General features: G+C 71.4%; 28 protein-coding genes. 10 read left to right on the top strand and 18 right to left on the bottom strand.

Annotated elements, in window-relative coordinates:
• Positions 1 to 8 precede the first annotated feature (8 nt).
• From ruvA to pgsA, 13 genes are all read right to left on the bottom strand, one after another.
• Complete coding sequence (ruvA, locus tag ACQP2O_RS22035) at positions 9 to 614, bottom strand: Holliday junction branch migration protein RuvA (RefSeq protein WP_433188201.1); 606 nt, start codon at positions 612 to 614, stop codon at positions 9 to 11.
• Between the two features lie 58 nt (positions 615 to 672).
• A complete protein-coding gene (ruvC, locus tag ACQP2O_RS22030) occupies positions 673 to 1,197 on the bottom strand; it encodes a crossover junction endodeoxyribonuclease RuvC (RefSeq protein WP_360886271.1) in 525 nt (174 codons plus the stop codon).
• Positions 1,198 to 1,291: 94 nt separating this feature from the next.
• Entirely contained in the window at positions 1,292 to 2,434 is a 1,143-nt protein-coding gene (locus ACQP2O_RS22025; RefSeq protein ID WP_433188198.1) for a GNAT family N-acetyltransferase, read from the bottom strand.
• A 67-nt stretch (positions 2,435 to 2,501) separates the two neighbouring features.
• Complete coding sequence (locus tag ACQP2O_RS22020) at positions 2,502 to 3,254, bottom strand: YebC/PmpR family DNA-binding transcriptional regulator (protein ID WP_433188195.1); 753 nt, start codon at positions 3,252 to 3,254, stop codon at positions 2,502 to 2,504.
• On the bottom strand, positions 3,251 to 3,856 hold the full coding sequence (pdxT, locus tag ACQP2O_RS22015; RefSeq protein WP_433188192.1) for a pyridoxal 5'-phosphate synthase glutaminase subunit PdxT: 606 nt from the start codon (positions 3,854 to 3,856) through the stop codon (positions 3,251 to 3,253). Before pdxT ends, ACQP2O_RS22020 begins: the two co-directional genes overlap by 4 nt.
• Positions 3,857 to 3,994: 138 nt before the next feature.
• Positions 3,995 to 5,173 (bottom strand): helix-turn-helix domain-containing protein, encoded by a 1,179-nt coding sequence (locus ACQP2O_RS22010; RefSeq protein WP_433188189.1) that lies wholly within the window; start codon positions 5,171 to 5,173, stop codon positions 3,995 to 3,997.
• A gap of 158 nt (positions 5,174 to 5,331) precedes the next feature.
• Entirely contained in the window at positions 5,332 to 5,976 is a 645-nt protein-coding gene (locus ACQP2O_RS22005) for a DUF6928 family protein (RefSeq protein ID WP_433188186.1), read from the bottom strand.
• Between the two features lie 167 nt (positions 5,977 to 6,143).
• Positions 6,144 to 7,061, bottom strand: a complete 918-nt coding sequence (gene pdxS / locus ACQP2O_RS22000) for a pyridoxal 5'-phosphate synthase lyase subunit PdxS (RefSeq protein ID WP_433188183.1) — start codon at positions 7,059 to 7,061, stop codon at positions 6,144 to 6,146.
• Positions 7,062 to 7,160: 99 nt separating this feature from the next.
• Positions 7,161 to 8,192, bottom strand: a complete 1,032-nt coding sequence (locus tag ACQP2O_RS21995) for a DUF3048 domain-containing protein (protein ID WP_433188180.1) — start codon at positions 8,190 to 8,192, stop codon at positions 7,161 to 7,163.
• Positions 8,193 to 8,247: 55 nt separating this feature from the next.
• Positions 8,248 to 8,805, bottom strand: coding sequence for a hypothetical protein (locus ACQP2O_RS21990; protein ID WP_433188177.1), 558 nt, complete (start codon positions 8,803 to 8,805; stop codon positions 8,248 to 8,250).
• A gap of 2 nt (positions 8,806 to 8,807) precedes the next feature.
• Positions 8,808 to 9,938: a glycosyltransferase family 4 protein gene (locus ACQP2O_RS21985; RefSeq protein ID WP_433188175.1), complete on the bottom strand. Its 1,131-nt coding sequence runs from the start codon at positions 9,936 to 9,938 to the stop codon at positions 8,808 to 8,810.
• A 47-nt stretch (positions 9,939 to 9,985) separates the two neighbouring features.
• The gene (locus ACQP2O_RS21980; protein WP_433188172.1) at positions 9,986 to 10,873 is read right to left on the bottom strand and encodes a phosphatidylinositol mannoside acyltransferase; all 888 of its coding nucleotides are present in this window, start codon (positions 10,871 to 10,873) and stop codon (positions 9,986 to 9,988) included.
• Positions 10,870 to 11,484, bottom strand: coding sequence for a phosphatidylinositol phosphate synthase (pgsA, locus tag ACQP2O_RS21975; RefSeq protein ID WP_433191106.1), 615 nt, complete (start codon positions 11,482 to 11,484; stop codon positions 10,870 to 10,872). The genes ACQP2O_RS21980 and pgsA overlap by 4 nt, the downstream gene beginning before the upstream one ends.
• A gap of 231 nt (positions 11,485 to 11,715) precedes the next feature.
• On the opposite strand from pgsA, the gene ACQP2O_RS21970 reads away from it, so the two are divergent.
• The 6 genes from ACQP2O_RS21970 (at position 11,716) to ACQP2O_RS21945 (ending at position 17,655) form a co-directional block, all read left to right on the top strand.
• The gene (locus ACQP2O_RS21970) at positions 11,716 to 13,860 is read left to right on the top strand and encodes an elongation factor G-like protein EF-G2 (RefSeq protein WP_433188169.1); all 2,145 of its coding nucleotides are present in this window, start codon (positions 11,716 to 11,718) and stop codon (positions 13,858 to 13,860) included.
• A 122-nt stretch (positions 13,861 to 13,982) separates the two neighbouring features.
• A complete protein-coding gene (locus tag ACQP2O_RS21965; protein WP_433188166.1) occupies positions 13,983 to 14,822 on the top strand; it encodes a polysaccharide deacetylase family protein in 840 nt (279 codons plus the stop codon).
• Positions 14,823 to 14,928: 106 nt separating this feature from the next.
• The gene (locus ACQP2O_RS21960) at positions 14,929 to 15,381 is read left to right on the top strand and encodes a hypothetical protein (protein WP_433188163.1); all 453 of its coding nucleotides are present in this window, start codon (positions 14,929 to 14,931) and stop codon (positions 15,379 to 15,381) included.
• Positions 15,378 to 16,277 (top strand): HTTM domain-containing protein, encoded by a 900-nt coding sequence (locus ACQP2O_RS21955; protein ID WP_433188160.1) that lies wholly within the window; start codon positions 15,378 to 15,380, stop codon positions 16,275 to 16,277. Before ACQP2O_RS21960 ends, ACQP2O_RS21955 begins: the two co-directional genes overlap by 4 nt.
• Before the next feature lie 2 nt (positions 16,278 to 16,279).
• Positions 16,280 to 16,753, top strand: a complete 474-nt coding sequence (locus tag ACQP2O_RS21950) for a hypothetical protein (protein WP_433188157.1) — start codon at positions 16,280 to 16,282, stop codon at positions 16,751 to 16,753.
• Positions 16,738 to 17,655, top strand: a complete 918-nt coding sequence (locus ACQP2O_RS21945) for a hypothetical protein (RefSeq protein ID WP_433188154.1) — start codon at positions 16,738 to 16,740, stop codon at positions 17,653 to 17,655. The genes ACQP2O_RS21950 and ACQP2O_RS21945 overlap by 16 nt, the downstream gene beginning before the upstream one ends.
• 34 nt (positions 17,656 to 17,689) lie before the next feature.
• Here ACQP2O_RS21945 and ACQP2O_RS21940 read toward each other — a convergent pair whose 3' ends face one another.
• The 3 genes from ACQP2O_RS21940 to ACQP2O_RS21930 all read right to left on the bottom strand — a co-directional run bounded on the left by ACQP2O_RS21940 (position 17,690) and on the right by ACQP2O_RS21930 (position 20,016).
• Positions 17,690 to 18,106, bottom strand: a complete 417-nt coding sequence (locus ACQP2O_RS21940; RefSeq protein ID WP_433188151.1) for a thiol-disulfide oxidoreductase DCC family protein — start codon at positions 18,104 to 18,106, stop codon at positions 17,690 to 17,692.
• A gap of 78 nt (positions 18,107 to 18,184) precedes the next feature.
• Entirely contained in the window at positions 18,185 to 19,399 is a 1,215-nt protein-coding gene (locus ACQP2O_RS21935) for a hypothetical protein (RefSeq protein WP_433188148.1), read from the bottom strand.
• Complete coding sequence (locus ACQP2O_RS21930) at positions 19,396 to 20,016, bottom strand: SigE family RNA polymerase sigma factor (protein WP_433188145.1); 621 nt, start codon at positions 20,014 to 20,016, stop codon at positions 19,396 to 19,398. The genes ACQP2O_RS21935 and ACQP2O_RS21930 overlap by 4 nt, the downstream gene beginning before the upstream one ends.
• 128 nt (positions 20,017 to 20,144) lie before the next feature.
• Here ACQP2O_RS21930 and ACQP2O_RS21925 point away from each other — a divergent pair, with 128 nt between their 5' ends.
• Both ACQP2O_RS21925 and ACQP2O_RS21920 read left to right on the top strand, forming a co-directional pair.
• Positions 20,145 to 20,693 carry an RNA polymerase sigma factor gene (locus ACQP2O_RS21925; protein WP_433188142.1) on the top strand — a complete coding sequence of 183 codons (549 nt, stop codon included), beginning with the start codon at positions 20,145 to 20,147 and terminating at the stop codon, positions 20,691 to 20,693.
• Positions 20,690 to 21,817, top strand: coding sequence for a TolB family protein (locus ACQP2O_RS21920; protein ID WP_433188139.1), 1,128 nt, complete (start codon positions 20,690 to 20,692; stop codon positions 21,815 to 21,817). The genes ACQP2O_RS21925 and ACQP2O_RS21920 overlap by 4 nt, the downstream gene beginning before the upstream one ends.
• Positions 21,818 to 21,874: 57 nt before the next feature.
• On the opposite strand, the gene ACQP2O_RS21915 is transcribed toward ACQP2O_RS21920, so the two are convergent.
• Positions 21,875 to 22,426 (bottom strand): HIT family protein, encoded by a 552-nt coding sequence (locus tag ACQP2O_RS21915; RefSeq protein ID WP_433188136.1) that lies wholly within the window; start codon positions 22,424 to 22,426, stop codon positions 21,875 to 21,877.
• A 91-nt stretch (positions 22,427 to 22,517) separates the two neighbouring features.
• Between ACQP2O_RS21915 and ACQP2O_RS21910 the strand changes: the two genes are divergently transcribed.
• The gene (locus ACQP2O_RS21910; RefSeq protein WP_433188133.1) at positions 22,518 to 23,537 is read left to right on the top strand and encodes an aminotransferase class V-fold PLP-dependent enzyme; all 1,020 of its coding nucleotides are present in this window, start codon (positions 22,518 to 22,520) and stop codon (positions 23,535 to 23,537) included.
• A gap of 59 nt (positions 23,538 to 23,596) precedes the next feature.
• On the top strand, positions 23,597 to 24,118 hold the full coding sequence (locus ACQP2O_RS21905; protein WP_433188130.1) for a hypothetical protein: 522 nt from the start codon (positions 23,597 to 23,599) through the stop codon (positions 24,116 to 24,118).
• 67 nt (positions 24,119 to 24,185) lie between these two features.
• On the opposite strand, the gene thrS is transcribed toward ACQP2O_RS21905, so the two are convergent.
• Positions 24,186 to 26,147, bottom strand: coding sequence for a threonine--tRNA ligase (gene thrS / locus ACQP2O_RS21900; RefSeq protein WP_433188128.1), 1,962 nt, complete (start codon positions 26,145 to 26,147; stop codon positions 24,186 to 24,188).
• Positions 26,148 to 26,332 lie beyond the last annotated feature (185 nt).

The raw sequence follows: 26,332 nt of genomic DNA, 5'->3' as shown, positions 1-26,332 counted from the left end.
CCTGAGGCTCATCGGCTCAGCCTCCGCATGGCCATCTTGAGCAGGGCGGCGATGTCAGGGGTGTCCTGCCCGTCGATCTCGGCGGCCACCGCGTCGACGGCGGCGTCGGCGTCCTTGCCGGTCCAGCCGAGGTTGGTGAGGCCCGCGTGGACCTGGTCGCGCCAGGGCAGTGCGCGGGTCGTGAACACGGGCACATCCGTGTCGTCGTCGACGGGCGTGCCGAGGCGGTCCTTGAGCTCCAGCACGATGCGCTGGGCGCCCTTCTTGCCGATGCCCGGCACCTTGGTCAGCGCGTTCACGTCCTCGGTGGCGACGGCGCGGCGCAGGGCGTTCGGCGGGTGGACGGCGAGCATGGCCAGCGCCAGCCGGGGCCCGACGCCGCTGGCGGTCTGCAGCAACTCGAAGATCGAGCGTTCGTCGTCGTCGGCGAAGCCGTACAGCGTGAGGGAGTCCTCGCGGACGATGAGCGAAGTGGGGACGTGGGCCTGGTCGCCCACCCGCAGGCCGGCGAGCGTGGCCGGGGTGCACTGCACCGACAGGCCGACGCCGCCGACGTCGATGACGGCGCCGTCCGGCCCCGCACCGGCGACCTTCCCGCTGACGAATGCGATCACTGCCCTGTCCCTCCGCGCACCGTGGAGCCGCCCACCGGTGGCACGCTCTGGTCTCCGCTCACCTGTCGACTCCGTACTGTCTCATCCTCGCCGCCTGGATGCGCGCCTGCGCGCCGCCACGCCAGACGTGGCAGATCGCGAGCGCCAGCGCGTCGGCCGCGTCGGCGGGCTTGGGCGGCGTGTCCAGCCGCAGCAGCCGGGTCACCATGCTGGTCACCTGGGCCTTGTCGGCACGGCCGTTGCCGGTGACGGCGGCCTTGGCCTCGCTCGGGGTGTGCAGCGCGACCGGCAGGCCGCGCCGTGCCCCGCAGGCGATGGCGATGGCCCCGGCCTGCGCCGTCCCCATGACGGTGGAGACGTTGTGCTGGCTGAAGACGCGCTCGACCGCCACCGCGTCGGGCCGGTAGGCGTCCAGCAGCTTCTCCAGGCCGCGCTCGAGGCCGATCAGCCGGGTCCCGATGTCGTCGTCGGGGCTGGTGCGGATGACGTCGACGGTCACGAGCCGCAGCTGCGTGCCCGGCGCGCCGTCCACCACGCCCACACCGCACCGGGTCAGGCCGGGGTCGACGCCGAGTACCCGCACGGCGACTCCTCTCCGTTCCGAACATCAGTTCGCAGCGAGGCTACTCGCCGCGTACGACTTCGGGCCGCCCAGGCCCCGGCGTGTCGCAGGGGAATCAGAAGTAGTCGAGCATGTACGGCGTCCCGCCGAAGGCCGCGTCGAGGATCGCGTCGGTGGACGCATCGCCCTCGGCCAGGCCGGAGCGGCGCAGCCGGGTCAGCGGGACGCCCGCGTAGAGGGCCGCCAGCGCCCGGGCGGGCAGCCGGAGGGCGTCCGGTGCGTCGTCCGTACGCGTGAGGGTCCCCCGGCCGCCGTCGACGCTCAGCCGCCAGGCCCCGGCGTTGCCCGGCCGCGCCTCGTCGGTGATCGTCAAGGGGACCTCCGCCGACAGGCCGGCGGGGAAGCCGCGGGCGGCGACGGCCGCCGGCGCGTCGAGCACCCGCAGCATCCACGAGACGCGCCTGACGTCCTCGGCGGAGCGGTCACGCAGCAGCCAGAAGAGGGGATCGTCCGGGGCGACGCAGGCGCGGACGCTCCGCGCGACCGACGAGCCCGATCCGACCAGCGCCCACAAAGCCCTGGCCGTCTCGGCGGAACCGGCCACACAGCGGTGAACGACGAGGTCCCGGCCGTCCGCGCTCCAGCCGTAGGCGAGGAAGCCGTCATCGGCGAGGTAGGCGAAGACGTCGTCGCCGTCCAGCAGCTCACGGAACCAGTCCTCGCCGCGGTCGATCGGCCCGTTGTCCCGCGCCTCGGCGTGCATGCGGCGCAGCACGCCGACGATCTCCGGGGCGTCGCCCGGCCCCGCCCGGCGGACCTTCACCGGGCCGGTGGCGAGCGTGCGCAGCGCCTCGGCCGGGACGGTGACGAAGTGCTGCGCGCCCGCGTGCTCGTACCCGGCGGAGCGGTAGACCGGCGCGGTGGCCGGGTAGAGCGCCGTGAGCGGCAGGCCGTCCATGAACTCCAGCAGGCCCTGGGCGAGGCGACGGCCTATCCCGCGGCCGCGCTCTTCGGGAGCGACGTACACGCTGGCGACGCCGCCCATCGGCACCGCACGACCGTGCCACCACTGCTCGAACCGGTGATAGCGGCCGGAGGCGACGAGGCGGTCGCCGTCGTAGACCCCGAGGACCTCTCCCCGCCGCACGGCGAGGCGGCAGTGACGGAGCCAACCCGCCTGGTCGCCCGGCCCGAAGGCGCGAACTCTCAGGTCATAGGCGGCGTCGAGGTCCTCCGGGGCGAGCGCGCGAATGTCCACGAGAGCACGCTACGGCATCGCCAGAGGCGCCCATGCCTCGGCCGGGCGCCGCTCTCACCTCGGCGGATCAGGCTTCGATCTTCTCCATGATCTCGTCGGAGACGTCGAAGTTGGCGAAGACGTTCTGGACGTCGTCGCTGTCCTCCAGCGCCTCGAGGAGACGGAAGACCTTCTTGGCGGCGTCCTCGTCGACGGGGACGCTGACGCTCGGCAGGAAGTTGGCCTCCGCGGACTCGTAGTCGACGCCGGCGTCCTGCAGGGCCTTGCGGACCCCGACGAGGTCACCGGCCTCGCTGATCACCTCGAACGACTCGCCGATGTCGTTGACCTCTTCGGCGCCCGCGTCGAGGACGGCCAGCATGACGTCGTCCTCGGAGGTGCCCTCCTTGGGGACGATGATGACGCCCTTGCGGTTGAAGAGGTAGGACACCGAGCCCGGGTCGGCGAGCGAGCCGCCGTTGCGGGTCAGGGCGGTCCGCACGTCCGAGGCGGCGCGGTTGCGGTTGTCGGTGAGGCACTCGATCAGGACGGCCACGCCGCCGGGGGCATAGCCCTCGTACATGATCGTCTGCCAGTCGGCGCCGCCGGCCTCCTCCCCCGCCCCGCGTTTGCGGGCCCGCTCGATGTTGTCGAGCGGCACGGAGTTCTTCCGGGCCTTCTGAACCGCGTCGTAAAGCGTCGGGTTGCCGTCCGGGTCGCCTCCGCCGGTCCGGGCGGCCACCTCGATGTTCTTGATGAGCTTCGCGAAGAGTTTGCCCCGCTTGGCGTCGAGGGCAGCCTTCTTGTGCTTCGTCGTCGCCCACTTGGAGTGGCCGCTCATTGCGTTCCCTTCACCATGTCGAGGAAGAGCCGGTGGATCCGCGCGTCGCCGGTGAGCTCCGGATGGAATGACGTCGCGAGCAAGTGACCCTGCCGGACCGCAACGATCCTACCGGCGGCGTCGCCGGACTCGGCACGCCCGAGGACCTCGGCGTCGCCGCCGACCGATTCGACCCACGGCGCCCGGATGAACACGGCGTGGAACGGCGTGTCGAGACCGGCGACGTGGACATCGCCCTCGAAGGAGTCGACCTGGCGGCCGAACGCGTTGCGGCGGACGAGCATGTCGATGCCGCCGATCGTCTCCTGCCCCGTGGCGCCGTCGGCGATCCGGTCGGCCAGCATGATCATGCCGGCGCACGAGCCGTAGGCCGGCATGCCCTGCTCGATCCGCTTGCGCAACGGCTCCAGCAGCTCGAACGAGCGCGCGAGCCGCCACATCGTCGTGGACTCCCCGCCGGGGATCACGAGCGCGTCGACCCGCTCGAGCTCCTCCGGGCGCCGCACGGCCTCCGTCGACGCTCCGCAGGACTCCAGCGCGCGCCGGTGCTCGCGGACGTCTCCCTGCAGTGCGAGCACACCGATCGTCGGGACAGCAGCCACGAATCAGCCCTTCAGAAATGAGATGTACGGACAATGAGCCTAGTGCCTGTCATAACACCGGCAGCGGGCAGTGATCTTCCCCGCCCGTCCATCCCGTTCCCGGCCCCGGCCGGAGCGCGGCTCCCGCACCCGCTGTTTCTACGCCTCGACCGCGACGGCCCGCGCCATGTGCCGCAGCTCCGGTGTCAGGTCACCGACGTCGATCACCACGTCGGTGACGACGGAACACGCCGGCCCGCCGGGCCGGAACGACCGCGCGCACAGGCTCTCCGCCGCGCGGAGGGTCTCCACCGCGGCCCGCAGGTCCCGGATCTCCGTCTGCGCCCGTGCCACGTCGATCAGGTGGCGGCCGTACGCCGTCGGCGACAGCTCGTCGGCGTGCACCTCACCGGCCGACCGCAGCGCCAGACCCGGCTCGTGCAGCGCCGCGTACGCGCGCGTCGCCTCGGTCGCGACCCGGGACGGGCCGAACCCCACGTGATGATCGACCTGGTCGTGCTCGAACCGGCACGCGGCCGATCCGGCGAGTCCGAGGTACTCGGTCGCGGGAGCGCAGCGGTTCGCCGCGCAGGCCGCCGCCATGGCGGCCATCATCAGGTCGCCCCACACCGTCAGGTCGCGCAGGGTGGCCTCGCCCATCGACGGTTCGGTCCGCTCGGCGATCCACACCGCGTGGTCCTCCGACGCGCGGACGTGGCCCTCGCGGAGCAGGGTCCACGAGTAGGTGCCGTGCAGCATCTCCCACTCCAGCTCGTCGCCGCCGCCCTCCGCCGCTTGGATCGCGCGTTCGGCGGCGATCTCCGCGAGGTCGTACCTGCCGTAGTGCACGAACAGGCGGGCGGCGAGCTGATGGGCTTCGGCGAGCGGCCCGGCCGCCATGACCCCGATCTCGCCGGCCGCGAGGCGGGCCTCGCCGATCAGACCTGGGAGGTTCCCGGCGAGACGCAACATCTCGCCGGACCGGTAGTCGCGCCAGGCGGCGTCGACGGCGGCGTCCAGCTCGGCGAGGTCGGGTGTCTCGCCGGCGTCGTCGGCGTCCACGCCGGGCATCGAGTCGGCCGACATGACGGCGTCGCCGACAGCGTCGCGCGCGGTCCGGTCGTCGAGCCGGCCGCCGATCAACCGCGAGACGCGGACGCCCAGCGCGTCGGCGAGCCTCGTGAGTGAGGTGAGGCGCGCGGTCTGGCGCCGGCCCTGCTCGAGCTTCTCGATCAGGTCGACGTCCACTCCGGAGTCGTCGGCCAGCTCATGGCGGGTCATGGAACGCTCATCGCGAAGCGACCTGAGCCGGTCGCCGATGTTGTCAGGCTCGGTCACTGTTCCGCACCCCCTGGTGCCGCGGCGCTTGCTAACCCGATTTCAGGCTAAGACCCGAATTTCCGCGCCGGACATCCTTAAACCCGATACGACGGACTCGGCAGACCAGGGGCCACGCCGGTCAGTACGGACTCGGCAGACCAGGGGTCGCGCGCGGGTCAGTGCGGATTTCCGCCCATCCGGGTCAGTGAACGGATCTTGAACCGCCGGAGCGACAGCTCGAGGGGCAGGAACCCGTCCCGGCCGCGCTCGCTGAGGCCCCGGCCGAACAGCTGCTCACGGGCCAGCGCCAGGCCGTACTCCTCGTAGTCGAACGGCAGGGGCACGTCGGACGCGCCCTCGTCGATCGCCTTCCAGAAGGGCTGCTCCGCCGGAAGCCGCTCGCCGAGGTCGACGACGACGCCGTCCTCGGCGGTGACGAAGATGTCCCGCTTGGGCTGGTTGCGTTCGTACCACCGGAACCAGCACCCGGACACCACGCTGTGCAGGACCAACACGCCGCAGTGGGCGCCGGGCAGCGCCGCCGCGATCTGGTCGGCGAGGGTGCGGGCGGCGTCGTCGACGTCGTACAGTCGGCGGTCGCAGACGATCAGCGCGTCGCCGTACGCTCCGACGAACAACTCGTCCTCGTAGGGCCAGAGCGCGAAGTCCAGGACCGTGTCGCCGCTCTCGACGACGGCCGAGTCCGGGTAGAGACGCCGCGCCAGGTCGGCGGCGGCGTCCGGGTCCGGGATCAGGCCCTGCCGAAAGGCGTTGACCGGATCGTCAACGCTCGCGCACGCCAGCGCGATAGACCACGCCATGGGTTTCGTCCCCTCCTGCGGCCACTGCACCGGTCCGCCCGCGGTAGCGCCACGCCGCCGGGCCCCCGACAGGGTAGCCCGCCCACGCCGGGCTGGGGAGGCCCGAGGCGACCCGGATCCTCCCCCGGCCGCCCGGCGGACGGGCGGCGCGGGGTACTCCTGGATCCCTACCAGCCGCGCCCGGCAAGACGGTCAGACTCCGACAGCGTCGAGACGTTGATGCCCACCATCGCCTCACCGAGTCCCCGGGAGACCTTGGCGATGACATCGGGGTCGTCGTAGAAGGTGGTGGCCTTGACGATCGCCTCGGCGCGCTTGGCCGGGTCACCGGACTTGAAGATGCCCGAGCCGACGAACACGCCCTCGGCACCGAGCTGCATCATCATCGCGGCGTCCGCCGGGGTGGCGATGCCGCCCGCGGTGAACATCACGACGGGCAGCTTGCCGGCCGTGGCGACCTCCTTGACCAGTTCGTAGGGCGCCTGCAGTTCCTTGGCCGCGACGAAGAGCTCGTCCTCGGGCAGGGAGCCGAGCCGCCGGATGTCCTGACGCAGCCGGCGCATGTGCGTCGTCGCGTTGGAGACGTCACCGGTGCCCGCCTCGCCCTTGGAGCGGATCATGGCCGCGCCCTCGGTGATGCGGCGGAGCGCCTCGCCGAGGTTGGTGGCGCCGCAGACGAACGGGACGGTGAACGCCCACTTGTCGATGTGGTTCTCATAGTCGGCCGGGGTCAGAACCTCGGACTCGTCGATGTAGTCGACGCCCAGCGCCTGCAGGACCTGGGCCTCGACGAAGTGCCCGATGCGCGCCTTGGCCATGACGGGGATCGACACCGCGCCGATGATGCCCTCGATCATGTCCGGGTCGCTCATCCGCGAGACGCCGCCCTCGGCCCGGATGTCGGCGGGCACGCGCTCCAGGGCCATGACCGCGACCGCGCCGGCGTCTTCGGCGATCTTGGCCTGTTCCGGAGTGACGACATCCATGATCACGCCGCCCTTGAGCATCTCCGCCATTCCCCGCTTGACGCGGCCGGTGCCGGTCTCCGGAGTGGCGGTGGGCTGGGCGGGAGTGGCAGTGGACACGGGCTACCTCTTCGGAGAATCGATCACGCTTGTCGCTGTCCATGGTAGTTCGAGGTAGGACGGGTTTGGCCCCTCATGTCCGCTCCTTCAGTGGTCCACTCACGGGACCATGGGGCGGCCCGCGTTGACGATGACGATCCACACCTGGCCGGGCGCGAACGTCATCGGCTGCCCCGACGGGGTGGTGAAGGTGGTGCCCTGGGTCTCGGAGGGACGGGACCAGCGGGCGTCGTACGCCTTGCCGTCGCGTAGCACCGTCGCGGTACCGGTGCCGACCGTGTGGATCAGCGGGGTGTAGTTGCCGAGGAAGTCGTGGAACGGCGACCTCGTGGTCTGGGCCCGCTGGACGACGATCGTCTGACCGCCCAGCTGTCCGCCTTCGGCCGCGCGGTCCGGACGGCCGTCCTGGGACGCGAGCCAGCGCCGTTCCTTCGCCGACCAGCGGAAGACGAACGACGTCGAGGGGAAGCGCGCGGTGAAGGACGTCGTCGGGGTGCCGCCGGACGGGGCGGGGCCGAAGCAGAAGCCGATGTCGCGGGCCTTGGTGGCCGACGTCGCCTTGGCGAGCAGCTGCTTCGGCGACGCGTACAGGTTGTACGGCGCCGGGTTGGGCCCGCGCCGGGTGTAGGCGCCGCCCGTGGTGTCCGGGGAGACGTCGATCAGCGGGGCCCGGGCGAGGTAGGGCTTCATCTTGCCCTGGACGCCGGAGTACGCGAAGGCGGGACGGCCGAACTGCGGCAGGATGTGCAGGTCGGAGATCCGGGCGCTGCGGACCGGCCCGACCAGCGGCGGAAGGGCCGAGGAGAAGACCGCCATGACGCGGGACAGGCCGCCTTCGACCTGCTCGACGTAGACGATGTCGGCCGACAGCAAGCCGCGCTGCGGCTTGGCCGACCGCGTGTTGTCGATCTTCACGGCCAGGACCGGCCCGTTCCGCCCGGGGCGCCCGGTGAAGGGGTGGCCCGTCGTCGGGCTCGGGGAGGACGTCGCCGACGCCACCGGAGTGTCCGCGGTCCTCGGCGGGGCCGCGGCGTTCTTCTCGCCCGAGCACGCCGAAAGCGCAAGGGCGCCGAGCGCGGCGGCGCTCAGGACGGCGGCGTACGGCCTGCTATGCAACTGGAGATCGGACATAAGGCGTCCTCTCCCACCAAATCGGAAGGTGTTCCTAACTCGCGAGCGTAGCGGGTCAGCCGGACCGGACGGTGTCCGCGGACGTCTCGGGCGGGGCGTCGTCGATCTCGAAGAACTCCGGGAGCGGTGCCCGGCCGGCCAGGTGCAACGCGCGGGGCAGGAGCTTGCGCCGCGCCGCGCGGGTCGCGGTCACCGCGTTGTTGTAGAAGCTGCGGGCGTACGCCACCTTCCGTACGGCGGCGTCGAGCTCCTCGAGCAGCGCCGCGCCATCCCCGCGGCCGACGAGGGTGTCGCGGAAGCCGGGCTGCCCGACGACGGCCCGCAGGGCGCGGGACAGGTCGCTCTCGGCGAACTCCCGGTTGTCGGCGTCGGCGATGCGGGCCTCGTGGGCGGCGGCGGCCAGCAGCAGGCTGGTGGCCGGGTCGAGCAGGCGGGACGCGGCGAGCTCGAGGGCGACCGCGGCGCGCCGGACCAGCGCGACGTCGAGCCCGGCCCGTGCGGTCTCCAGGCGGACGTGCAGCCGGTCGATGCGGGTGGCTCGCCACGAGACGTACACGCCGAGCAGGACGACGACCGCGGAGACGAGCGCGATGTTCAGCAGCGTCTGGTACATCGTCAGATCACGGACGTCTCGACGACGGTGGCGTCCCCGGCCACGGTCTCGTACACCCGCACGACGTCGCGGGCGACCGTCGACCAGTCGTAGGCGCGCACGGCGGCCTTGGCCTCCGCGGACAGCTGCTTGCGGCGGGGCGCGTCGTCCAGCAGATCGCCCGCCGCGGCCGCGAGGGCCTCGGCGTCGCCGACGGGGAACAGCGCCCCGGCCCGGCCGTCGAGCAGCACGCGCCGGAAGGCCTCGATGTCGCTGGCGAGGATCGGCGCGCCGGCCGACATCGCCTCGGCGAGCACGATCCCGAAGCTCTCCCCGCCGGTGTTCGGCGCGACGAACACGTCCACGGAGTGCAGCGCCCGGACCTTCTCGGCCTCGCTGACCATGCCGAGGAGGACGACCCGGTCGCGCAGCTCCGGCGACACCCTGGCCAGGATCTCCTCGTTGTCGCCGGGACCGGCGAGCAGCAGCCGGAGGCCAGGACGCCGCCGCCCCAGGATCTCGAAGGCGGACAGCAGGATCGGCAGGCCCTTGCGCTGCTCGTCCATGCGGCCGAGGAAGCCGAGCGCGCCGTCGTCCCCAGGCCAGCCGGGCAGCGGCTCGGCCATGGCGTAGCGCTCGGTGGTCACGCCGTTCGGGATGAGCACGGCGTCGCCGCCGAGGTACTCGACGAGCGTCTTGCGCGCCTTCTCCGACACCGCGATCCGCGCGGTGATCTTCTCCATGGCGCTCTGCAGGATCGGGCCGGCCGCCGACAGCGCCCGGGACCGCTCGAACGACGCGTGGAAGGTGCCGACGATGGGCCCGTCGGCGGCCCAGCAGGCCAGCAGGCCGAGCGACGGCGCGGCCGGCTCGTGGACGTGGAGCACGTCGAACCCGCCCTCCCGGATCCAGCGGCGCACGCGGCTCGCGGACAGGAACCCGAACGCCAGCCGCGCCACGGAGCCGTTGAAGGGCACCGGGACGGCGCGCCCGGCGGGGACGACGTACCAGGGCAGCGGGGTGTCGTCGTCGGCGGGCGCGATCACCGACACCTCGTGGCCGAGGGCGAACAGCGCCTCGGCGAGGTCACGGACGTGCTGCTGCACGCCGCCGGGAACGTCCCAGGTGTACGGGCAGACGATGCCGACCTTCACCGATCGCCCGTCCTTTCCGCCGCCTCGGTCGTCGTGCTCACCTCAGGTCACCCGAGGTCCTCGACCCAGACGCGCTGGAGCATGTGCCAGTCCTCGGGGTGGGCGGCGATGCCGTCGGCGAACACGTGCGCGAGGGACTGCGTCATCGCCTGGACCTTGTCCTGGCGCTCCCCCTCGTCGGGCACGCGGATCTCCTCGTGGACGCGAACACCCCACTCGCGTCCTTCGTACCACAGGGTGGCCGGCCGGAGCGCGGCGCCCGTCTCGATCGCCAGCGCGGCGGGCCCGGCGGGCATCTTCGCGGTACGGCCGAAGAACTCGACCTCGACGCCGCTCGCGGTGAGGTCGCGGTCGGCGACCAGGCAGACCAGCCGGGCGTCGCGCAGCCGCGCGGCGAGGGTGCGGAAGACGTCACCGTCGCCGCCGGTGGCGGGCAGCACCTCCATCCCGAGGCCCGCCCGGTAGGCGACGAACCGGTCGTACAGCGACTCGGGCCGCAGGCGCTCCATCACCGTCGTGAACGGCACCCCGGACAGCGCGATCCAGGCGCCCGCGTGGTCGTAGTTGCCCATGTGCGGGAGCGCCACGACGACGCCGCGCCCCTCGTCGAGGTCGGCCCGCAGGTGCTCGATCCCGGTGATGCGCATGCCCGAGTCGATGCGCTCGCGGCTCATCGCGGGCAGCCGGAACGCCTCCATCCAGTAGCGCATGTACGAGCGCATGCCCTGGCGGCTCAGGTCGCGCAGCGCCTGCTCGGAGACCTCCGGGCCGACGACGCGGCGGAGATTCTTCTCCAACTGCCGCACGCCGCGGCCGTGCTTGCGCCACGTGCGCTCGGCGATCAGCATGAAGATCTCGTGCGCGACCGCCTCGGGCATCCGCCGGACCGCCGCCCAGCCCAGCGCGTACGCGGCGTCCGCCGCCTCGTCCCTCACGGCTGCTCGCTGACCTCGAGCTGTTTGCGCACCGCGACGAACCGCTGGACGACCGTGATCGCGCTGGCCAGCGCCAGCACCCACAGTCCGATCACGAGGACGTACGGGACGCCGAGCCCGTCGAGGCCGATCGCGACCAGGCTGACGATCAGCCGCTCGCCGCGCTCGGCGATGCCGACGGTGGCGCCGACGCCGATCCCCTCGGCGCGCGCCCGCGCGTACGACACGAGCGCGCCGGACACCAGGCAGAACAGCGCGAGGCCGACGATCAGCAGGTCCTGGTGGTCCTGCCGGGCGAACCGGAGGATCAGCCCCGAGAAGATCGCCGCGTCGGACAGCCGGTCCATGTTGGAGTCGAGGAAGGCCCCGAACCGGCTCGTCTTCCCCGTGACCCGGGCAACGGCGCCGTCGAACATGTCGAAGAACACGAAGATCGTGATCACGACCGTTCCCCAGAAGAACTCGCCGCGCGGGTAGAAGCCGAGCGCCCCGCCGACGACCCCGAACGTGCCGATGATGGTGATCGCGTTCGGGGTGAGACCCGTGCGGGCCAGCGCCCGGCCCACCGGCGTGATCACACGCGAGAGCGCCGGCCGCAACTGGTTGAGCATTGCCATCCTCTGATCGTGTTTGGCCGCGATTTCATCGCCCCGTGGCCGTGGCCACGCCATCCCCCGGGCGGGCCAATCGTAGTGCGTGACGTCGGCGCAGGTGGGAACGGCAGATATCAGACAGGCCTCAACCCGTTGCCGGTCACCCCTTGTGATATGAGGCCGTCTTGGTAATGGTGGTGACCACGGGTGTGGCACCCGTCACACCCATTGTCCTTTGGAGGTGGGCACGTGGCGGACAAGTCAGCTCCCCAAGCCGCCGGCAGGGCACCGGCGGTCGACCAGCCCCAGAGCGTTCGCAACATCGCGCTGGTCGGCCACTCCGGAGCGGGCAAGACGACGCTCGTCGAGGCGCTGCTCGCTGCGACCGGTACGATCCAGCGCCCCGGTCGCGTCGAGGACGGCTCGACGGTCAGTGACCACGACGAGGTCGAGATTCGCCAGCAGCGCTCGGTGAACCTCTCGCTCGCCTCGTTCCTCCACGCCGGGATCAAGGTCAACCTGCTCGACACCCCGGGCTACGCCGACTTCGTCGGCGACCTGCGGGCGGGCCTGCGGGCCGCCGACGCGGCCCTGTTCGTCGTCTCCGCAGTGGACGGCGTCGACGGCCTCACCCGGATGCTCTGGGAGGAGTGCGCGCTGGTCGGCATGCCGCGCGCCGTCGTCATCACCAAGATCGACCAGCAGCGCGGCGACTTCGACGAGGTTCTCACCGCCTGCCAGGACGCCTTCGGCGAGGCCGTCCTGCCCTGCTACTTCCCGTGCGAGTCCGGGCTGATCGGCCTGCTCACCAGGAAGTGCTTCGACTACTCCTCCGGCGAGCGCGTCGAGCGCGACCCGGACCAGGAGTTCCTGGACCGCCTCGCGGAACAGCGCGGCGCCCTCATCGAGGGGGTCATCCAGGAGAGCGAGGACGAGACGCTCATGGAGCGCTACCTCTCCGGAGAGCAGATCGACGTGAAGGTCCTGATCGAGGACCTGGAGAAGGCGGTGGCGCGCGGCAGCTTCTACCCGGTCCTGGCCACGTCGGTCCCGCACGGGGACCATCCCGGGCCGGTGATCGGCATGCGGGAGCTGCTCGAGGTGATGACCCAGGCGTTCCCGTCGCCGCTGGAGCACGGCATCCCGGCGGTCACGAAGGTCGACGGCTCGCCGGCGGGCGACCTGGCCTGCGACCCGGGCGGGCCGCTGGTGGCCGAGGTCGTCAAGACCACGTCCGATCCGTACGTCGGCCGGATCTCGCTCGTCCGGGTGTTCAGCGGCACGCTCCGGCCCGACGACACCGTGCACGTCTCCGGGCACGGCCTGGAGGATCGCGGCCACGAGGACCATGACGTCGACGAGCGGGTCGGCGCTATCACCGCTCCGCTGGGCAAGGCCCAGCGCACGACGTCGTCCTGCATCGCCGGGGACATCTGCGCGGTCGCCAAGCTGACCCACGCCGAGACCGGTGACACGATCTCCGCGAAGGACGCCCCGCTGCTGATGGCGCCCTGGTCGATGCCGGATCCGCTGCTGCCGGCGGCGATCCGCGCCAAGTCGAAGGCCGACGAGGACAAGCTGTCCCAGGCGCTGGCCCGGCTCGTGGCCGAGGACCCGACGCTGCGGCTGGAGAATAACTCGGAGACCCGCCAGCTGGTGCTGTGGAACATGGGCGAGGCCCACGCCGACGTGCTGCTGGACCGGCTGCACAGCCGGTACGGCGTCGAGGTGGAGACCGTGCCCCTGCGGGTCCCGCTGCGCGAGACGTTCGGCGGCCCTGCGCCGGGCCTCGGCCGGCACGTCAAGCAGAGCGGCGGGCACGGGCAGTACGGCATCTGCCACGTCGACGTCGAGCCGCTGCCGTCGGGCGCGGGTTTCGAGTTCGTCGACAAGATCGTCGGTGGCGTGGTCCCCCGGCAGTTCATCCCGTCGGTGGAGAAGGGCCTGCGACAGCAGATGGAGCGGGGGGTCCTGGCCGGCTACCCGCTCGTCGACATCCGGGTCACCCTCCGCGACGGCAAGGCGCACTCGGTGGACTCCTCCGACATGGCCTTCCAGACGGCCGGGCAGCTGGCGCTCAAGGACGCCGCGACCAAGACGCAGGTCCTGCTGCTCGAACCCGTCGACGAGGTGTCGGTGCTCGTGGCCGACGACTACGTCGGCGCGGTGATGTCGGATCTGTCGTCGCGGCGCGGGCGGGTCCTGGGCACCGAGACCGTCGCGGGCGGTCGCTCGCTGATCAAGGCGGAGGTCCCGCAGCTGGAGATCACGCGGTACGCGATCGACCTGCGGTCGATGTCGCACGGCACGGGAACGTTCAGCCGCTCGTTCCTGCGCTACGAGCCGCTGCCGTCGCACCTGGCCGAGAAGGTCGCCGCCGAGACGAAGGAGTAGCGGTCCGTGCCGTGTCACCCGGGCGCCGGGGCGTCCCGGGTGACACGGCCGTGCTCAAGGCCGAGGAGCGATCATCCTGGGGGATGACGCTTCGTTAACCCGCTGTTTGGGATGATCTCCTTATGGATGAACCGGGGGCGGACGGCAAGGGAACGGACGGCAAGGGGAGACGTGCGCTTCTCCGCGCGCTGACGGTCGGCGGGGCGAGTGCCGTGGCCGGTGTCGCCATGGGAGCGGCCATCGACGACGCGGACGCGTCCACGCGCATTCCGTCGTCGGCGCCGGGCACCCCGCCCGGGGCCCACTGGCGGCCTCCGGCGGGCCACGTGGACGTCTTCTGGGCGGTCAACACGCAGCAGAAGGTCGTCGCGCTGACATTCGACGACGGGCCGCTGCCGAACTACACCCCGCTCGTGCACGACGCCCTCGACGAGGCGAAGATCCCCGCGACGTTCTTCCTGGTGGGCAAGCGCGTCGAGCAGCACGCCCGTCTCCTGCACGGGCGGATGGACCGGCACGAGGTCGGCAACCACACGTGGGCGCACACGAACCTGTCCCCGCTGAGCCTGGGCACGGCCTATCGGTCGGTCAAACGCGCCCATGAAATGATCGTGGGCGTGACCGGCAAGGAACCCCGGCTTCTGCGACCGCCGTGGGGCCAGTTGGGGGGCACCACCCTCCAGGTGGCCGGGCGGCTGGGGTACGACGTCGCGCTGTGGTCCCTGCTGATCACCGACCGCTCCCATCCGCACGACCCGAAAGGCCTCATCGACTTCGTCGTGGATTCCGCGCTGCCCGGCTCGATCGTCCTCGGCCATGACGCCGGAGGCGGCCGATCGCGGTTGACCCTCGCCCGTGCGCTCCCGGAGATGATCAAGCGCCTGAAGACCAAGGGCTTCGAGTTCGTCACGGTCTCGGATCTCATCGCCGCCAAGGCCGCGCCGGCGTCGCAAGGGACCTGATGAACGGGTAGGGCGGCTCGCGGCGACCTCGCCGGCGAACCCATTACACAACAGGAAAATGGCGACGATCAGAACGAACACGTCATCTGGGCCAGGAGGGCGCACCATGTCCGCCCAGGCGACCCGGCTTTCCCGGCCCGGCCGGTTCTGGCGGTCCCTCAGCGCGGCGGCCGTCATCGCGCTGCTGCTGATCGCCAGCGCGTACGGGAACGACGACGACTTCCCGGTCGGGCCCATGGTGCAGTTCGCCTTCTCCGTCCCGCCGGCGGGCGAGATCCGCTCGCACTGGCTGGAGGCCGACACGACGACCGGAGCCCACATCAAGCTGTCGATGTCCGCACTCGGCGCCGGTCTCAAGCGCGCGGAGGTCGAAGGGCAGATGGGCCGGTTCGTCCGCGACCCGTCGCTGCTTCAGGGCATCGCCGACGCCCAGCGGCGGCTGCATCCCGGGCAACCGGCGTTCTCGAGGCTCTACGTGATCATGAAGGTGACCAAATTGGACCACGGCCGGCCGGCGGGCGACACCGTACAGACGGTCGTCACCTGGAACGTCCGGTGAGCGAGATCGCCGGCACGGCGGCCACCCCGTGGGGACGCTGGTGGTACGCCCCCATGCCGACGGCTCGCATCGCCGTGATGCGGGCGATCGTCTACCTGTTCGTGCCGATCGACGTGCTGTTCCTCACCAACAGCGCCGTCGTCCACGCGTACCTGCCCGCGGACCTCTACCAGCCGGTCCTCATGGCCAGGCTGCTGCACATTCCGGCACCGGTGCCGTGGGCGATGGAGACGCTGCGCGTCGTCCTCATCGTCGGCGGCCTGATCGCGGCCACCGGCCGCCTTCCGCGGCTCGCCGGGGCCGTCGTCGCCGTGGGCTACCTGCCCTGGGTGCTGATCAGCATGTCCTACGGCAAGGTCGACCACGATCACCTCGCCCTGGTGGTGGCCCTCATCGTCCTGCCCACGGCCGGCCGGGCGAGGTTCCGCGACCCCGACCGGTCCGAGGCCGCCGGATGGACGATCCAGTCCATCCGGATCGCGGTCGTCTCGGCGTACTTCCTGTCCGCGTGGGCCAAGATGCGATGGGGCGGCTGGGGCTGGGCCAACGGCGAGACCCTCGAATGGGCGCTGGTCCGGCGCGGGACGCTGATCGGCCGGGACATCGCCGACCAGCGGTGGCTGTTGCACGCGAGCCAGTGGGTGACGCTGGTCGCCGAGACCGCCTCGCCGCTGCTGCTGTTCACGCGAGGCCGGGTGCAACTGGCCGGGATCGTGTTCTTCCTGGGGTTCCACCTGACGACCGAGATCCTGATGTCGATCCACTTCATGCCACAGGTGATCTGCCTCGTGGCGGCGTTCACGCCCTGGGAACGACTGATCGAGGCGGCGCGGAGCCGTAACGTGTCCGCTGAACCGGCGGCACCCGCCGCCCCCTCCACCGATTCGGCGACCTGACAATGAACACACCCCCGGACCCGCCGGTCGCATGGCACGAACGCCTGCGCCCCGGCTCGCGCGCCGCCCGCCTCCTGGTCACCGCGGCCGCCGTGACGCTGCTGCTGACCGGCACCGCGTTCGGCGACGATGACGCCTTCCCCTTCGGGCCGTTCCGGATGTACTCGACGAGCACTCCCATCAACGGCGACGTCCACGTCCTCGCGCTCGCCGCCCGGCTGCCGGACGGCACCTGGAAACCGGCGACGCTGGACGCCCCGGTCGTCGGCCTCACCCGCGCCGAGGCCGAAGGGCAGGCGCCGAGGTTCCAGGCCCATCCGGAGCTGCTGAAGCAGTTGCTCGACGCGCACGACCGCCTGCGGCCCCGCGAACCGCGCTGGACCGGCGTCCGGCTGATCCAGCAGTACTACATGCTCCGGAACCGCCTGTACGTTGGCAAGCGGGAGTTCACGATCGCCGAATGGACCCGCTCATGACCGCCCGGCAGGGCGCCGGCAAGGTGGCGGCGAACGCCTTCCTGAGCTGGTGGTTCAGTCCCGTCCCGAAGGCCCGTATCGCGGTGTTCCGCACGGCGGCCTACCTGTTCATCCCGCTCGACGTGCTCGTCCTGCGCCCGGTCAGCAGCGCGCACGCCTCGGCCACGTCGCTGTACCAGCCGCTGATCGTGGGCAAGCTGCTGCACCTGCCGCACCCGACGGCCGGGCTCATCGACGTGCTCCGGTGGGCGCTGCTGATCCTGTCGGTGGCGGCGGCGACCGGCCGGCTGCCCCGGCTGCTCGGCGCGACCGTGGCGCTGCTGTACTTCGAGTGGATCATCATCGCCTTCTCCTTCGGGAAGGTGGACCACGACCGGTTCGCCTATCTGGTCGCGCTCGCGGTGCTGCCCACGGTCGGCAAGGCGGCGTTTCGGGACCGCACGCCGTCGGAGGCGGCCGGCTGGGCGATGCGCTGCGTGCAGATCGGGGTGGTGGTCACCTACTTCCTCGCCGCGTGGGCCAAGGTGCGGTTCGGCGGCTGGGGGTGGGTGAACAGCGCGACGCTCGTCCGCGCCGTGCTGCGGCGCGGGACGTTCATCGCCGATCCGCTCCTGCACCACGCCGAGCTGTTGCACTGGGCGCAGTGGGGCATCATGGCGTTCGAGTTCGCCTCACCGGTGATCCTCTTTGTCAGGCCCCGGTATCAGTACCCGATGGTCGTGGGCTTCGTGCTGTTCCACCTGTCGGTGCTCGCCACCGTCACGATCATGTTCTGGCCGCACGTGCTCTGCCTGATCTTCTGCTTCCTGCCCACCGAGCGCCTGGTGCGCGGCGGTGCACACGTCGCGGAACCCGACGGGCGGACGCCGTCGCCCGACGCCGCCGCCGTCTCATCCGGATAGGCCCGCGCACGGGGCGCGCGCGCCGCGGCCGGGATCAGCCGGACGCGGCCTGGGCGCCGGGCCGCTCGGCCGCGGGCAGTGCGCAGGCCGGGGTGCCGCCGGGCAGCCGGTGCCGGTTGTTGGCGATGAGGCGGTACATCCCGTGCGCGATCCACCGGAACGGCGGGACCCTCGTGATGAGGCCCAGCGGCCGCCAGAACCCGCCGGCGCCGATCAGCAGCTTGGCCACCGCCTGCGCCCCGCCGTAGACCCGCCCGTCCTCGACCCACAGCAGTTCGTACTCGGCGCGTTCGGCGGTGGTGCCGAGCGCCGCCAGGTCCGCGAACTGGAACGCGACCACCTCGGCGTCGGTGGGGACCCGCGGCCGGCCCTCGGCCTTGTCCCCTATGAGCCGTACGGCCTTCGTGCAGATACCGCAGTCCCCGTCGTACACCAGAGTCGGTCGCTTCATGATCCCATCCTCCCGCATGGCACAACCGCGCCCGCGCCCGTGTGCTTCCCCCATGCGATGAAGATCACGGGCGGACCTTCACCAGGCGAGGTCGTAGGTGTCCCCGCCCCCGCTGGAAACGGGGATCGCGTGGAAGCGCCCGTCGTCGATACGGCCGTATCCGCCCAGCTCAGGTGGCGCGTCGGCGAGGCTCGCGTCGTGGTAGAGCAGGTGACGCCCTGAGGCGTCGCTTCGCAGGGCGACACCGGGGCCCAGGCCGGGCACGGCGGCGATCGCGTCGCTGTCGGACCCCTCCCGGTGCAGCATCCGGAGCACGCGCCCGTCGGCGAGGGAGACCTGACAGACCGCCAGCGCACCGCCCGCCCGGGAGTACTCCGCCACCACGGCCACCCGCGTCCCGTCACCGTTGATCACAGCCGCCCAGAGGTTCGTGAGCTCCCGAGACCGGCGCAGCAGGACCTTGCCGGCGCTCAGGTCCGTGGACCGCTTCGATCCGATGCTCAGGAGCCGGACGACGCCGTTCCTCGACGGCAGGACCGGACCGTCCGCCGGTGTGTGGACCGGCTCGCGGAGCAGGAAGGCGACCTGGCGGGCGTCGGACGTCCACGAGAGGCTGGAGACGATGCTCTCCTGCGGGTCCGTCCACTCGCGCAGCGTGCCCGTCACCGTGTCGACCACGCCGAGCTTGTAGTACGTCCGGTCCGCGGGACCACCACAGCGGCGCACCGCGTACGCGACCTTGGTGCCGTCCGGTGCGGACGCCAGCCCGCCGGGTGCCCCCTCCTTGCCCGCCGTCGCGCCCTGGATGCGCGTGCCGAGCGCGGAGAAGGCCGTGATCCTCCCCTTACCGGACACCTTCATGCGGTAGATCCAGAGGGTGTCGCAGGCCGTCCGGTGGGCCGGCGCCGCCAGGACGAAGAACATCCTGTCCGTGGCGGCGGCGACGTACTGGAAGGCCAGACCGTGTGACGCGGCTCTCGTGTCGTACACCCGGCCGGTCTTCGGGTCGCGGACCTCCACCCGGGACCCGCCCGCCGAAGACGTTCCGAACCCCGTCGTCGCCACGACGAACGCCGGGGCTCCCCTCGTGGTCGGCGGCCCCGAAGGCGGGGCCCCGCCGACCAACGCCGTCAGGGTGACCGAGACGGCCACCGCGGCCGCGGCGATCATCGGCAGCAGCCAGCGCACTCGCCTGCCGCGCGCCGGAAGGATCAGCGGGCGCACCGACTCGGGCCGTACCGTGCGGGCCCCTTGGGCGAACGCGTCCCGGAGGCGCCGTTCGGTCCCGGTCATGAGTCCTCCCCCAGCCTGCCGGCGAGCGCGGCGAGCGCCCGGGAGGTGGTCGACTTGACGGTGCCGCGGCTGACGCCCATCACCTCGGCGATCTCGGCCTCGGACAGGTCGAGGTAGTAGCGCAGCACCAGGGCCTCGCGCTGCCGTCGCGGCAGCGAGCGAAGGGCGAGAAAGACCTCACGGCGGTCCTCGCCGAGGAGCGCCGCCGATTCAGCGGACCAGATGGGCGGCTCGTACGCGCCGCCGAAGCGCCGCGCGATCGCTCGCCTGCGCAGCACGCCCCGGCAGCCGTTGAGCACCGCGGCACGGATGTACGGCAGCGCGTTGCGGGGATCGCGGAGCCGGTCGAACCGGCGGTGCACCGCCGCGAAGGCGTCCTGGACGACGTCCTCGGCGGTGGGCTGGTCACCGACGATGAACAACGCCATCCGGATGAGCTCGAGGTGATGCTCGCGGAAGATCGTGGTCAAGATCACGGCCGGGCCGTGGTCCGCGGCCTCCACGGCGCCCTCCGAGTCAGCTGCCGGCACGACGTCCTCCGCCATGCCGCCGGAACCGCCGGGCGGCCCGTACCAGGCCGGCGAGACGCCGCACTCCTCCGCGATCTTTGATCCCATATCTTTTACATGTAATGGGCGCCGGTTTGGTTGCCCGCCACCCGAAAACTTATCCGGTACCAGGGGCCTCGGGGACCGTAGGACTGTCCGCCGAGGCAACCGATCGGCCGCTCGCGCATTCAAAGAACGTGGAAACCAACATCGTGAGCGTCCTGACCGGCCGGTCGGCCGACCCTCCGGAACCCGCCCATCCGCCGGCGGACCTCACCGCGCTCTTCCGGGAACACCACGCCGGATTGGTGCGTCTCGCCCTGCTCATGGTCGGCGACCGGCCCACGGCCGAGGACGTCGTCCAGGACGCCTTCACGGCCCTGCACCGCCGGTTGCCCCGGCTCGGCGCGGACGTCCGTCTCCTGCCCTATGTCCGCGCGTCCGTGCTGAACGGCTGCCGGATGGTGCTCCGGCGGCGGAAGCTGGCGAGCCGGTTCCGCCCCGAACCGGAGCCCGCGGTCTGGTCCGCGGAGGCCGCCGTCCTGCTCAGCGAGGACCGGCGTGAGGTGTTCGCCGCGCTGCGCACACTGCCGCGCCGCCAGCGGGAGGCCCTCGCGCTGCGCTACTTCCTCGACCTGAGCGAGGCCGAGACCGCCGAGGTGATGGGCGTCAGCCGCGGCACCGTCAAGTCGACCACCTCGCGGGCGCTCGCCGCGCTCGCCGGGAAACTCGGAGGCACCCCATGACGGAGATCGAGAACCGGCTCCGCGACGCGTACGAGGCCGCGACGAGCACCGTACGGCCCGAGGCCCTCCGCCCCCTCACCGCTCCCCCGGCTCGGCGCGCGAAGCCGCTGTGGGCGATTCCGGTCGCCGTGGCCGCCGCCGTGGCGCTCATCGTGGCCGGTGCCGTCCTGCTGGGAAACGAGGAACAGAAGTACCGCACCGATCCGGCCGCGGCGGCGGGCGCCCCGGCGTACGCCGTCGCCCTCGTCGACAAGGGTGAGGACATACCGTCCCGCGCGGTGGTGCTGAGCACCGCGACCGGCCGCCAGGTCGCGGCGATTCCCGGGGCGTACCTGTTCGGATCGGTGGCCGCCGCCGGTGATCGGCGCACCTTCTTCCTCACCGCGAAGGAGGGCGACTGCGCCACCCGTGTCTACCGGGTCCGCGTCCGGGGTGACGGCTCGGTGACCGCGCCCGTGGCGCTTCCCGGAGCGCCGGTGCCCGCGGACGGCGGAATGGGCCAGGATCTCGCCGCGAGTCCGGACGGGCGGCGCGTCGCGTTCGGCGGAGACTGCGGGGATCTCGGGCGTCTCGTCGTCGTCGACACGGAGACGGGCCAACAGCGGGTCTGGACCTCGCAGACCGGCGACCCGGCCGATCGTGGGGTGAAGCAACCGACATGGGCGCCGGACGGCCGCACGATCGGCTTCCGGTACCACGCGCCGCCGAACGGCGAACTCCGGCTGCTCGACACGGATCACGCGCCGGCCGGGGACCTTCTCGCGGCATCTCGGGTGCTGCGGCCTCAGGACATGACGAAGAACCTCAGAAACGGTCGCTTCGAAGACGGTCAGATCGAATCGTTCGTCTTCAACCCGGACGGCTCCCTCACCGCCGTCGTCCAGCGGACGAACCACTCCTCCGGCGACGACCAGTTCGGGTTGGTCCGGCTCACGGCAGCGGGCGTGCCCACCGGCCGTGCCGACTGGTTCCCGTCGTCGGCGCTCGGGTTCTACGTGCGCGTCGATTCGTCCGGCGAGCACTTCCTCAGCGGTGAAGGGGGCCGGATCCCGCGGGTGGACAACGGCCGGTTCTCCTGGCTGCACCGTTCTTCGAAGCCGTACTACTACGACGTCGCCTGGTAGGCCCCTCCCGGAGTCGTGCCGGTCAGCCCCGGGCGGTCGACCGGCACGGCTCGACGATCAGTCCTGGGGCCAGGCGTCGGCGATGATCTGGCGGGTCTCGCGCAGGAGCTGGGGCAGCACCTTCGTCTGGCCGATGACCGGCATGAAGTTGGTGTCCCCGCCCCAGCGGGGGACGACGTGCTGGTGAAGGTGCGCGGCGATGCCCGCGCCGGCGACCGTGCCGAGGTTCATGCCGACGTTGAACCCGTGGGCGCCGCTCGCCTTGCGCAGCGCGGTGATGGCGCACTGGGTGAGCTGGGCCAGCTCGGCGGTCTCCGCCTCGTCCAGCTCGGTGTAGTCCGCGACGTGCCGGTAGGGGCACACCATGAGGTGACCGGAGTTGTACGGGTAGAGGTTCAGGACGGCGAAGACGCTCTCCCCGCGCCGGACGATCAGGCCGTCCTCATCGCTCATCTTCGGAATCTCGCAGAACGGGCAGCCGTCCTCCGCTCCAGCGCCGGTGGGCTTGCTCTCACCCTTGATGTAGGCCATCCGGTGAGGCGTCCACAGCCGCTGGAACTGGTCGGGATCCCCGACTCCGTACTGTTCCTCATGGTCGGACTCGGTCATGCCAGCAGCATAGGGCCGAGTCCCCCGCAGGACCGCGTACGGGTGCCGAACGAGCGCTCGGTTGCCGAGGGTCGCCATTAGGGTCGCCAGAATGAATCTTGACGAGGCGGTACGGCTCTGGGACCCGGAGCCGGGGTGGCTGAACACGGCGAGCTACGGCATACCGCCGGAGCCGGCGTTCGAGGCGTTGCAGAGCGCGCTGGCCGAGTGGCGTCGCGGGGCGAACGGCTGGGACAAGTGGGACCGGTCCACCGATCGCGCGCGCGGCGCGTTCGCGCGTCTGGTCGGCGTCGCGGCCGACGACGTGGCCGTGGGCGCCTCCGCCTCGCAGGTGCTGGCGCCGGTCGCGGCCTCGCTGCCGCCCGGCTCGCGCGTCGTCGTCCCCGACATCGAGCAGACGTCGAACCTGTTCCCCTGGCTCGTGCACGATCTCGACGTGCGCACGGTGCCGCCCGCCGACCTGCCCGGCGCGATCGACGAGCGCACGGACGCGGTCGCCTTCAGCCTGGTCCAGTCCGCGACGGGTGAGGTCGCCGCCGCGGACGAGGTCGTCACGGCGGCGCGGGCGCACGGCGCGCTCGTCGTCGCCGACGCCACCCAGGCGGTCGGCTGGCTGCCGATCGACGCGACGCCCTTCGACGTCCTCGCCGTCTCCGCGTACAAGTGGCTGATGTGCCCGCGCGGCACCGCCTTCTGCTACGTGAGCCCGGCCGTGCGCGACCGCATCCGGCCGATCGCCGCCAACTGGTACGCCGGTGACGGCGACGCCTCGTACGGCCCGCCGCTGCGGCTGGCGAAGGACGCCCGGCGATTCGACATCGCCGCCCCCTGGTTCTCCTATGTCGCGGCCGCCCCCACGCTGGAGCTGCTCCTGGACGTCGGCATCGGCCCGATCCACGACCATGACGTACGGCTGGCCAACCGGTTCCGGACCGGCCTCGGCATGCCGCCCGGCGACAGCGCGATCGTGAGCGTCACCCGCCCCGGCGCGGCCGAGCGGCTCGCGGCGGCCGGCATCCGCGCGTCCGTCCGTGCCGGCGCGGCACGCCTCGCCTTCCACCTCTACACGACGGAAGCCGACGTCGACACCGCCGTCGCGGCGCTGATCTGAAGGTCGATCATCCGTCGGCGGGCGCTGTTACCCTCCCCGGCATCTCATTCGATCATGCGGTGGAGGCGGTTCATGGACGTGGAGTCGGCCGGACGCTGGCCCGGGTCATCGCCCTCCAGGAGCGCGACAAGGACGACGAGCGCGCCGAGGAGATCTGGGACGACGTGGACGCCGTCATCGAGGCGAACGACTGGGACGCGCCCCCGACTCTGCCGCTGCTGGGCCGGGTGTTCGCGTTGCACGACCGAATCGACGAGGATCCGGACGGTGCGGAGACGGCAGAGGACGAACTCGATGCCATCAGAGAGGCGATCGACGAAGGCACCCTGCCTCGTCCCGACGAGTCCGCGCCCCGGACGCTGACACTGGACTGGGCCGCCATGGCGGCGTCAGTACCCGCACTGGCGGATCCGCTGCTGGCCTCCCCATGGGTGACCGTGGCATGGGCGGGCGAGCCGATCTCGGTCAAGGACAGTTATGTCGGTCATCACCTTCGCTGGAACAGCGACGGCCGCATCGCCCTCCACGTCGGCTGCAACGACCTGGAGAACGGCGAGGACGATTGGCCACATGACGGCTGACCGTAGAGGTGATCCCTAGCGCGTGCTGTGGCCGAGTCCAGAGCACGCGCCAGGGATCATGGACGGCTCAGATCTGGACGCGGCTCTCGACGGCCTTGACGATCTCCTCGACGGCCTCGTCGATGGGGATGCCGTTCTTCTGCTCGCCGTTGCGGTAGCGGAACGACACGGCGTCCTTGGCGACGTCGTCGTCGCCGGCCAGCAGCATGTACGGCACCTTCTGCTTCTGCGCGTTGCGGATCTTCTTCTGCATCCGGTCGCTGGAGGTGTCGACCTCCACCCGGATGCCCCGGTCGCGCAGCTTGGAAGCGATCTTCTGCAGGTGTGGGACGTGGTCGTCGGAGATGGGGATGCCGACCGCCTGCACCGGGGCCAGCCACGGCGGGAGCGCGCCCGCGTAGTGCTCGAGGAGCACGCCGAAGAACCGCTCGATCGACCCGAACAGCGCGCGGTGGATCATCACCGGGGTCTGCCGGGTGCCGTCGGCCGCCTGGTACTCCAGGCCGAAGCGCTTGGGCTGGTTGAAGTCGAGCTGGATGGTCGACAGCTGCCAGGTCCGGCCGATGGCGTCCTTGGCCTGCACGGAGATCTTCGGACCGTAGAACGCGGCCCCGCCCGGGTCGTCCACCAGATCCAGCCCGGACTCCTCGGCCGCCTGGCGCAGCGCCTCGGTCGCCTCCGCCCAGTCCGCGTCGTCGCCGATGAACTTGTCGGAGTCGTCCTTGGTGGAAAGCTCCAGGAAGAACTCGGAGAGACCGAAGTCGCGCAGCACGCTGAGCACGAAGCCCAGCAGCGACTTGATCTCGTCGCCCATCTGCTCCTTGGTGGTGTAGATGTGCGAGTCGTCCTGGGTCATGCCGCGCACGCGGGTGAGGCCGTGCACCACGCCCGACTTCTCGTACCGGTACACCGAGCCGAACTCGCACATCCGCAGCGGCAGCTCGCGGTAGGACCGCCCGCGCGCCCGGAAGATCAGGTTGTGCATCGGGCAGTTCATCGGCTTGACCCGGTACTCGACCTCGTCCACCTCGAACGGCGAGAACATGTCGTCGCCGTAGTACGGCAGGTGGCCGGAGATCTCGAAGAGCGACGACTTGGTGATGTGCGGGGTGTTGACGAACTCGTAGCCCGCCTCCTGCTGCCGCCGCCGCATGTAGTCCTCCATCTCCTTACGGACGATGCCGCCCTTGGGGTGGAAGACGGGCAGCCCGCTGCCCAGCTCGGGCGGGAAGGAGAACAGGTCCAGCTCGGCGCCGAGCTTGCGGTGGTCGCGCTTCTCGGCCTCCTCCAGGAAGCTCAGGTACTCGTCCTGCTTCTCCCGGGACTCCCACGCGGTGCCGTAGATGCGCTGAAGCTGTGGGTTCTTCTCGCTGCCCCGCCAGTACGCGCCGCCGGCCCGCATCAGCTTGAACGCGGGGATGACCCGGGTGGACGGCAGGTGCGGGCCGCGGCACAGGTCCTTCCAGCGCAGGTCGCCGGACTTGGCGTCGAGGTTGTCGTAGATGGTCAGCTCGCCGCCGCCGACCTCCACGCTCTCCTCGTCCGCGGCGGCGCCCTTGAGACCGATGAGCTCCAGCTTGTACGGCTCGGCGGCGAGCTCCTCGCGGGCGTCGTCGTCGGCGACGACCCGGCGCGAGAACCGCTGCCCCTGCTTGACGATCTCGCGCATCTTCTTCTCGATGCGCTTGAGGTCGTCGGGCTGGAACGGCTCGGCGACGTCGAAGTCGTAGTAGAAGCCGTTCTCGACGGGCGGGCCGATGCCGAGCTTGGCCTCGGGGAACAGCTCCTGCACCGCCTGCGCCATGACGTGCGCGGCGGAGTGACGCATGATGGCACGGCCCTCGGGCGAGTCGATCTGGATCGGCTCGACGACGTCGCCATCATGCAGGGCGTACGCCAGGTCGCGGGCCTGGCCTCCGACGCGGGCGGCGATCACGGTGCGGCCGTCGGCGTCGAGCGCTTCTCCGGCGGTGGTGCCGGCCGCCACCACACGCTCGCTTCCGCCGAGGGTGATGCGCAGCTCAGACACGGAAACTCCTTGATGGTCAGGGATATCAGCTTCAGATGCTATCGACTGTGCGGGTCCGGCGGACGCCATCGGCTCCATGATCGCTCCTCTCGTGTGGCGGGAGCGAGCCGGGAAGCAGCGAGGCCCCGGGATCGCTCCCGGGGCCTCGGCCGTCAAGTCAGTGCAGGCAGCCGTCGCGCCGGGGC

The organism is Actinoallomurus sp. CA-150999 (genome assembly GCF_050942425.1).
Lineage (GTDB): Bacteria > Actinomycetota > Actinomycetes > Streptosporangiales > Streptosporangiaceae > Actinoallomurus.
The sequence above is the reverse complement of the archived record's forward strand: the minus strand, read 5'-3'. Positions and strand labels throughout refer to the sequence as shown.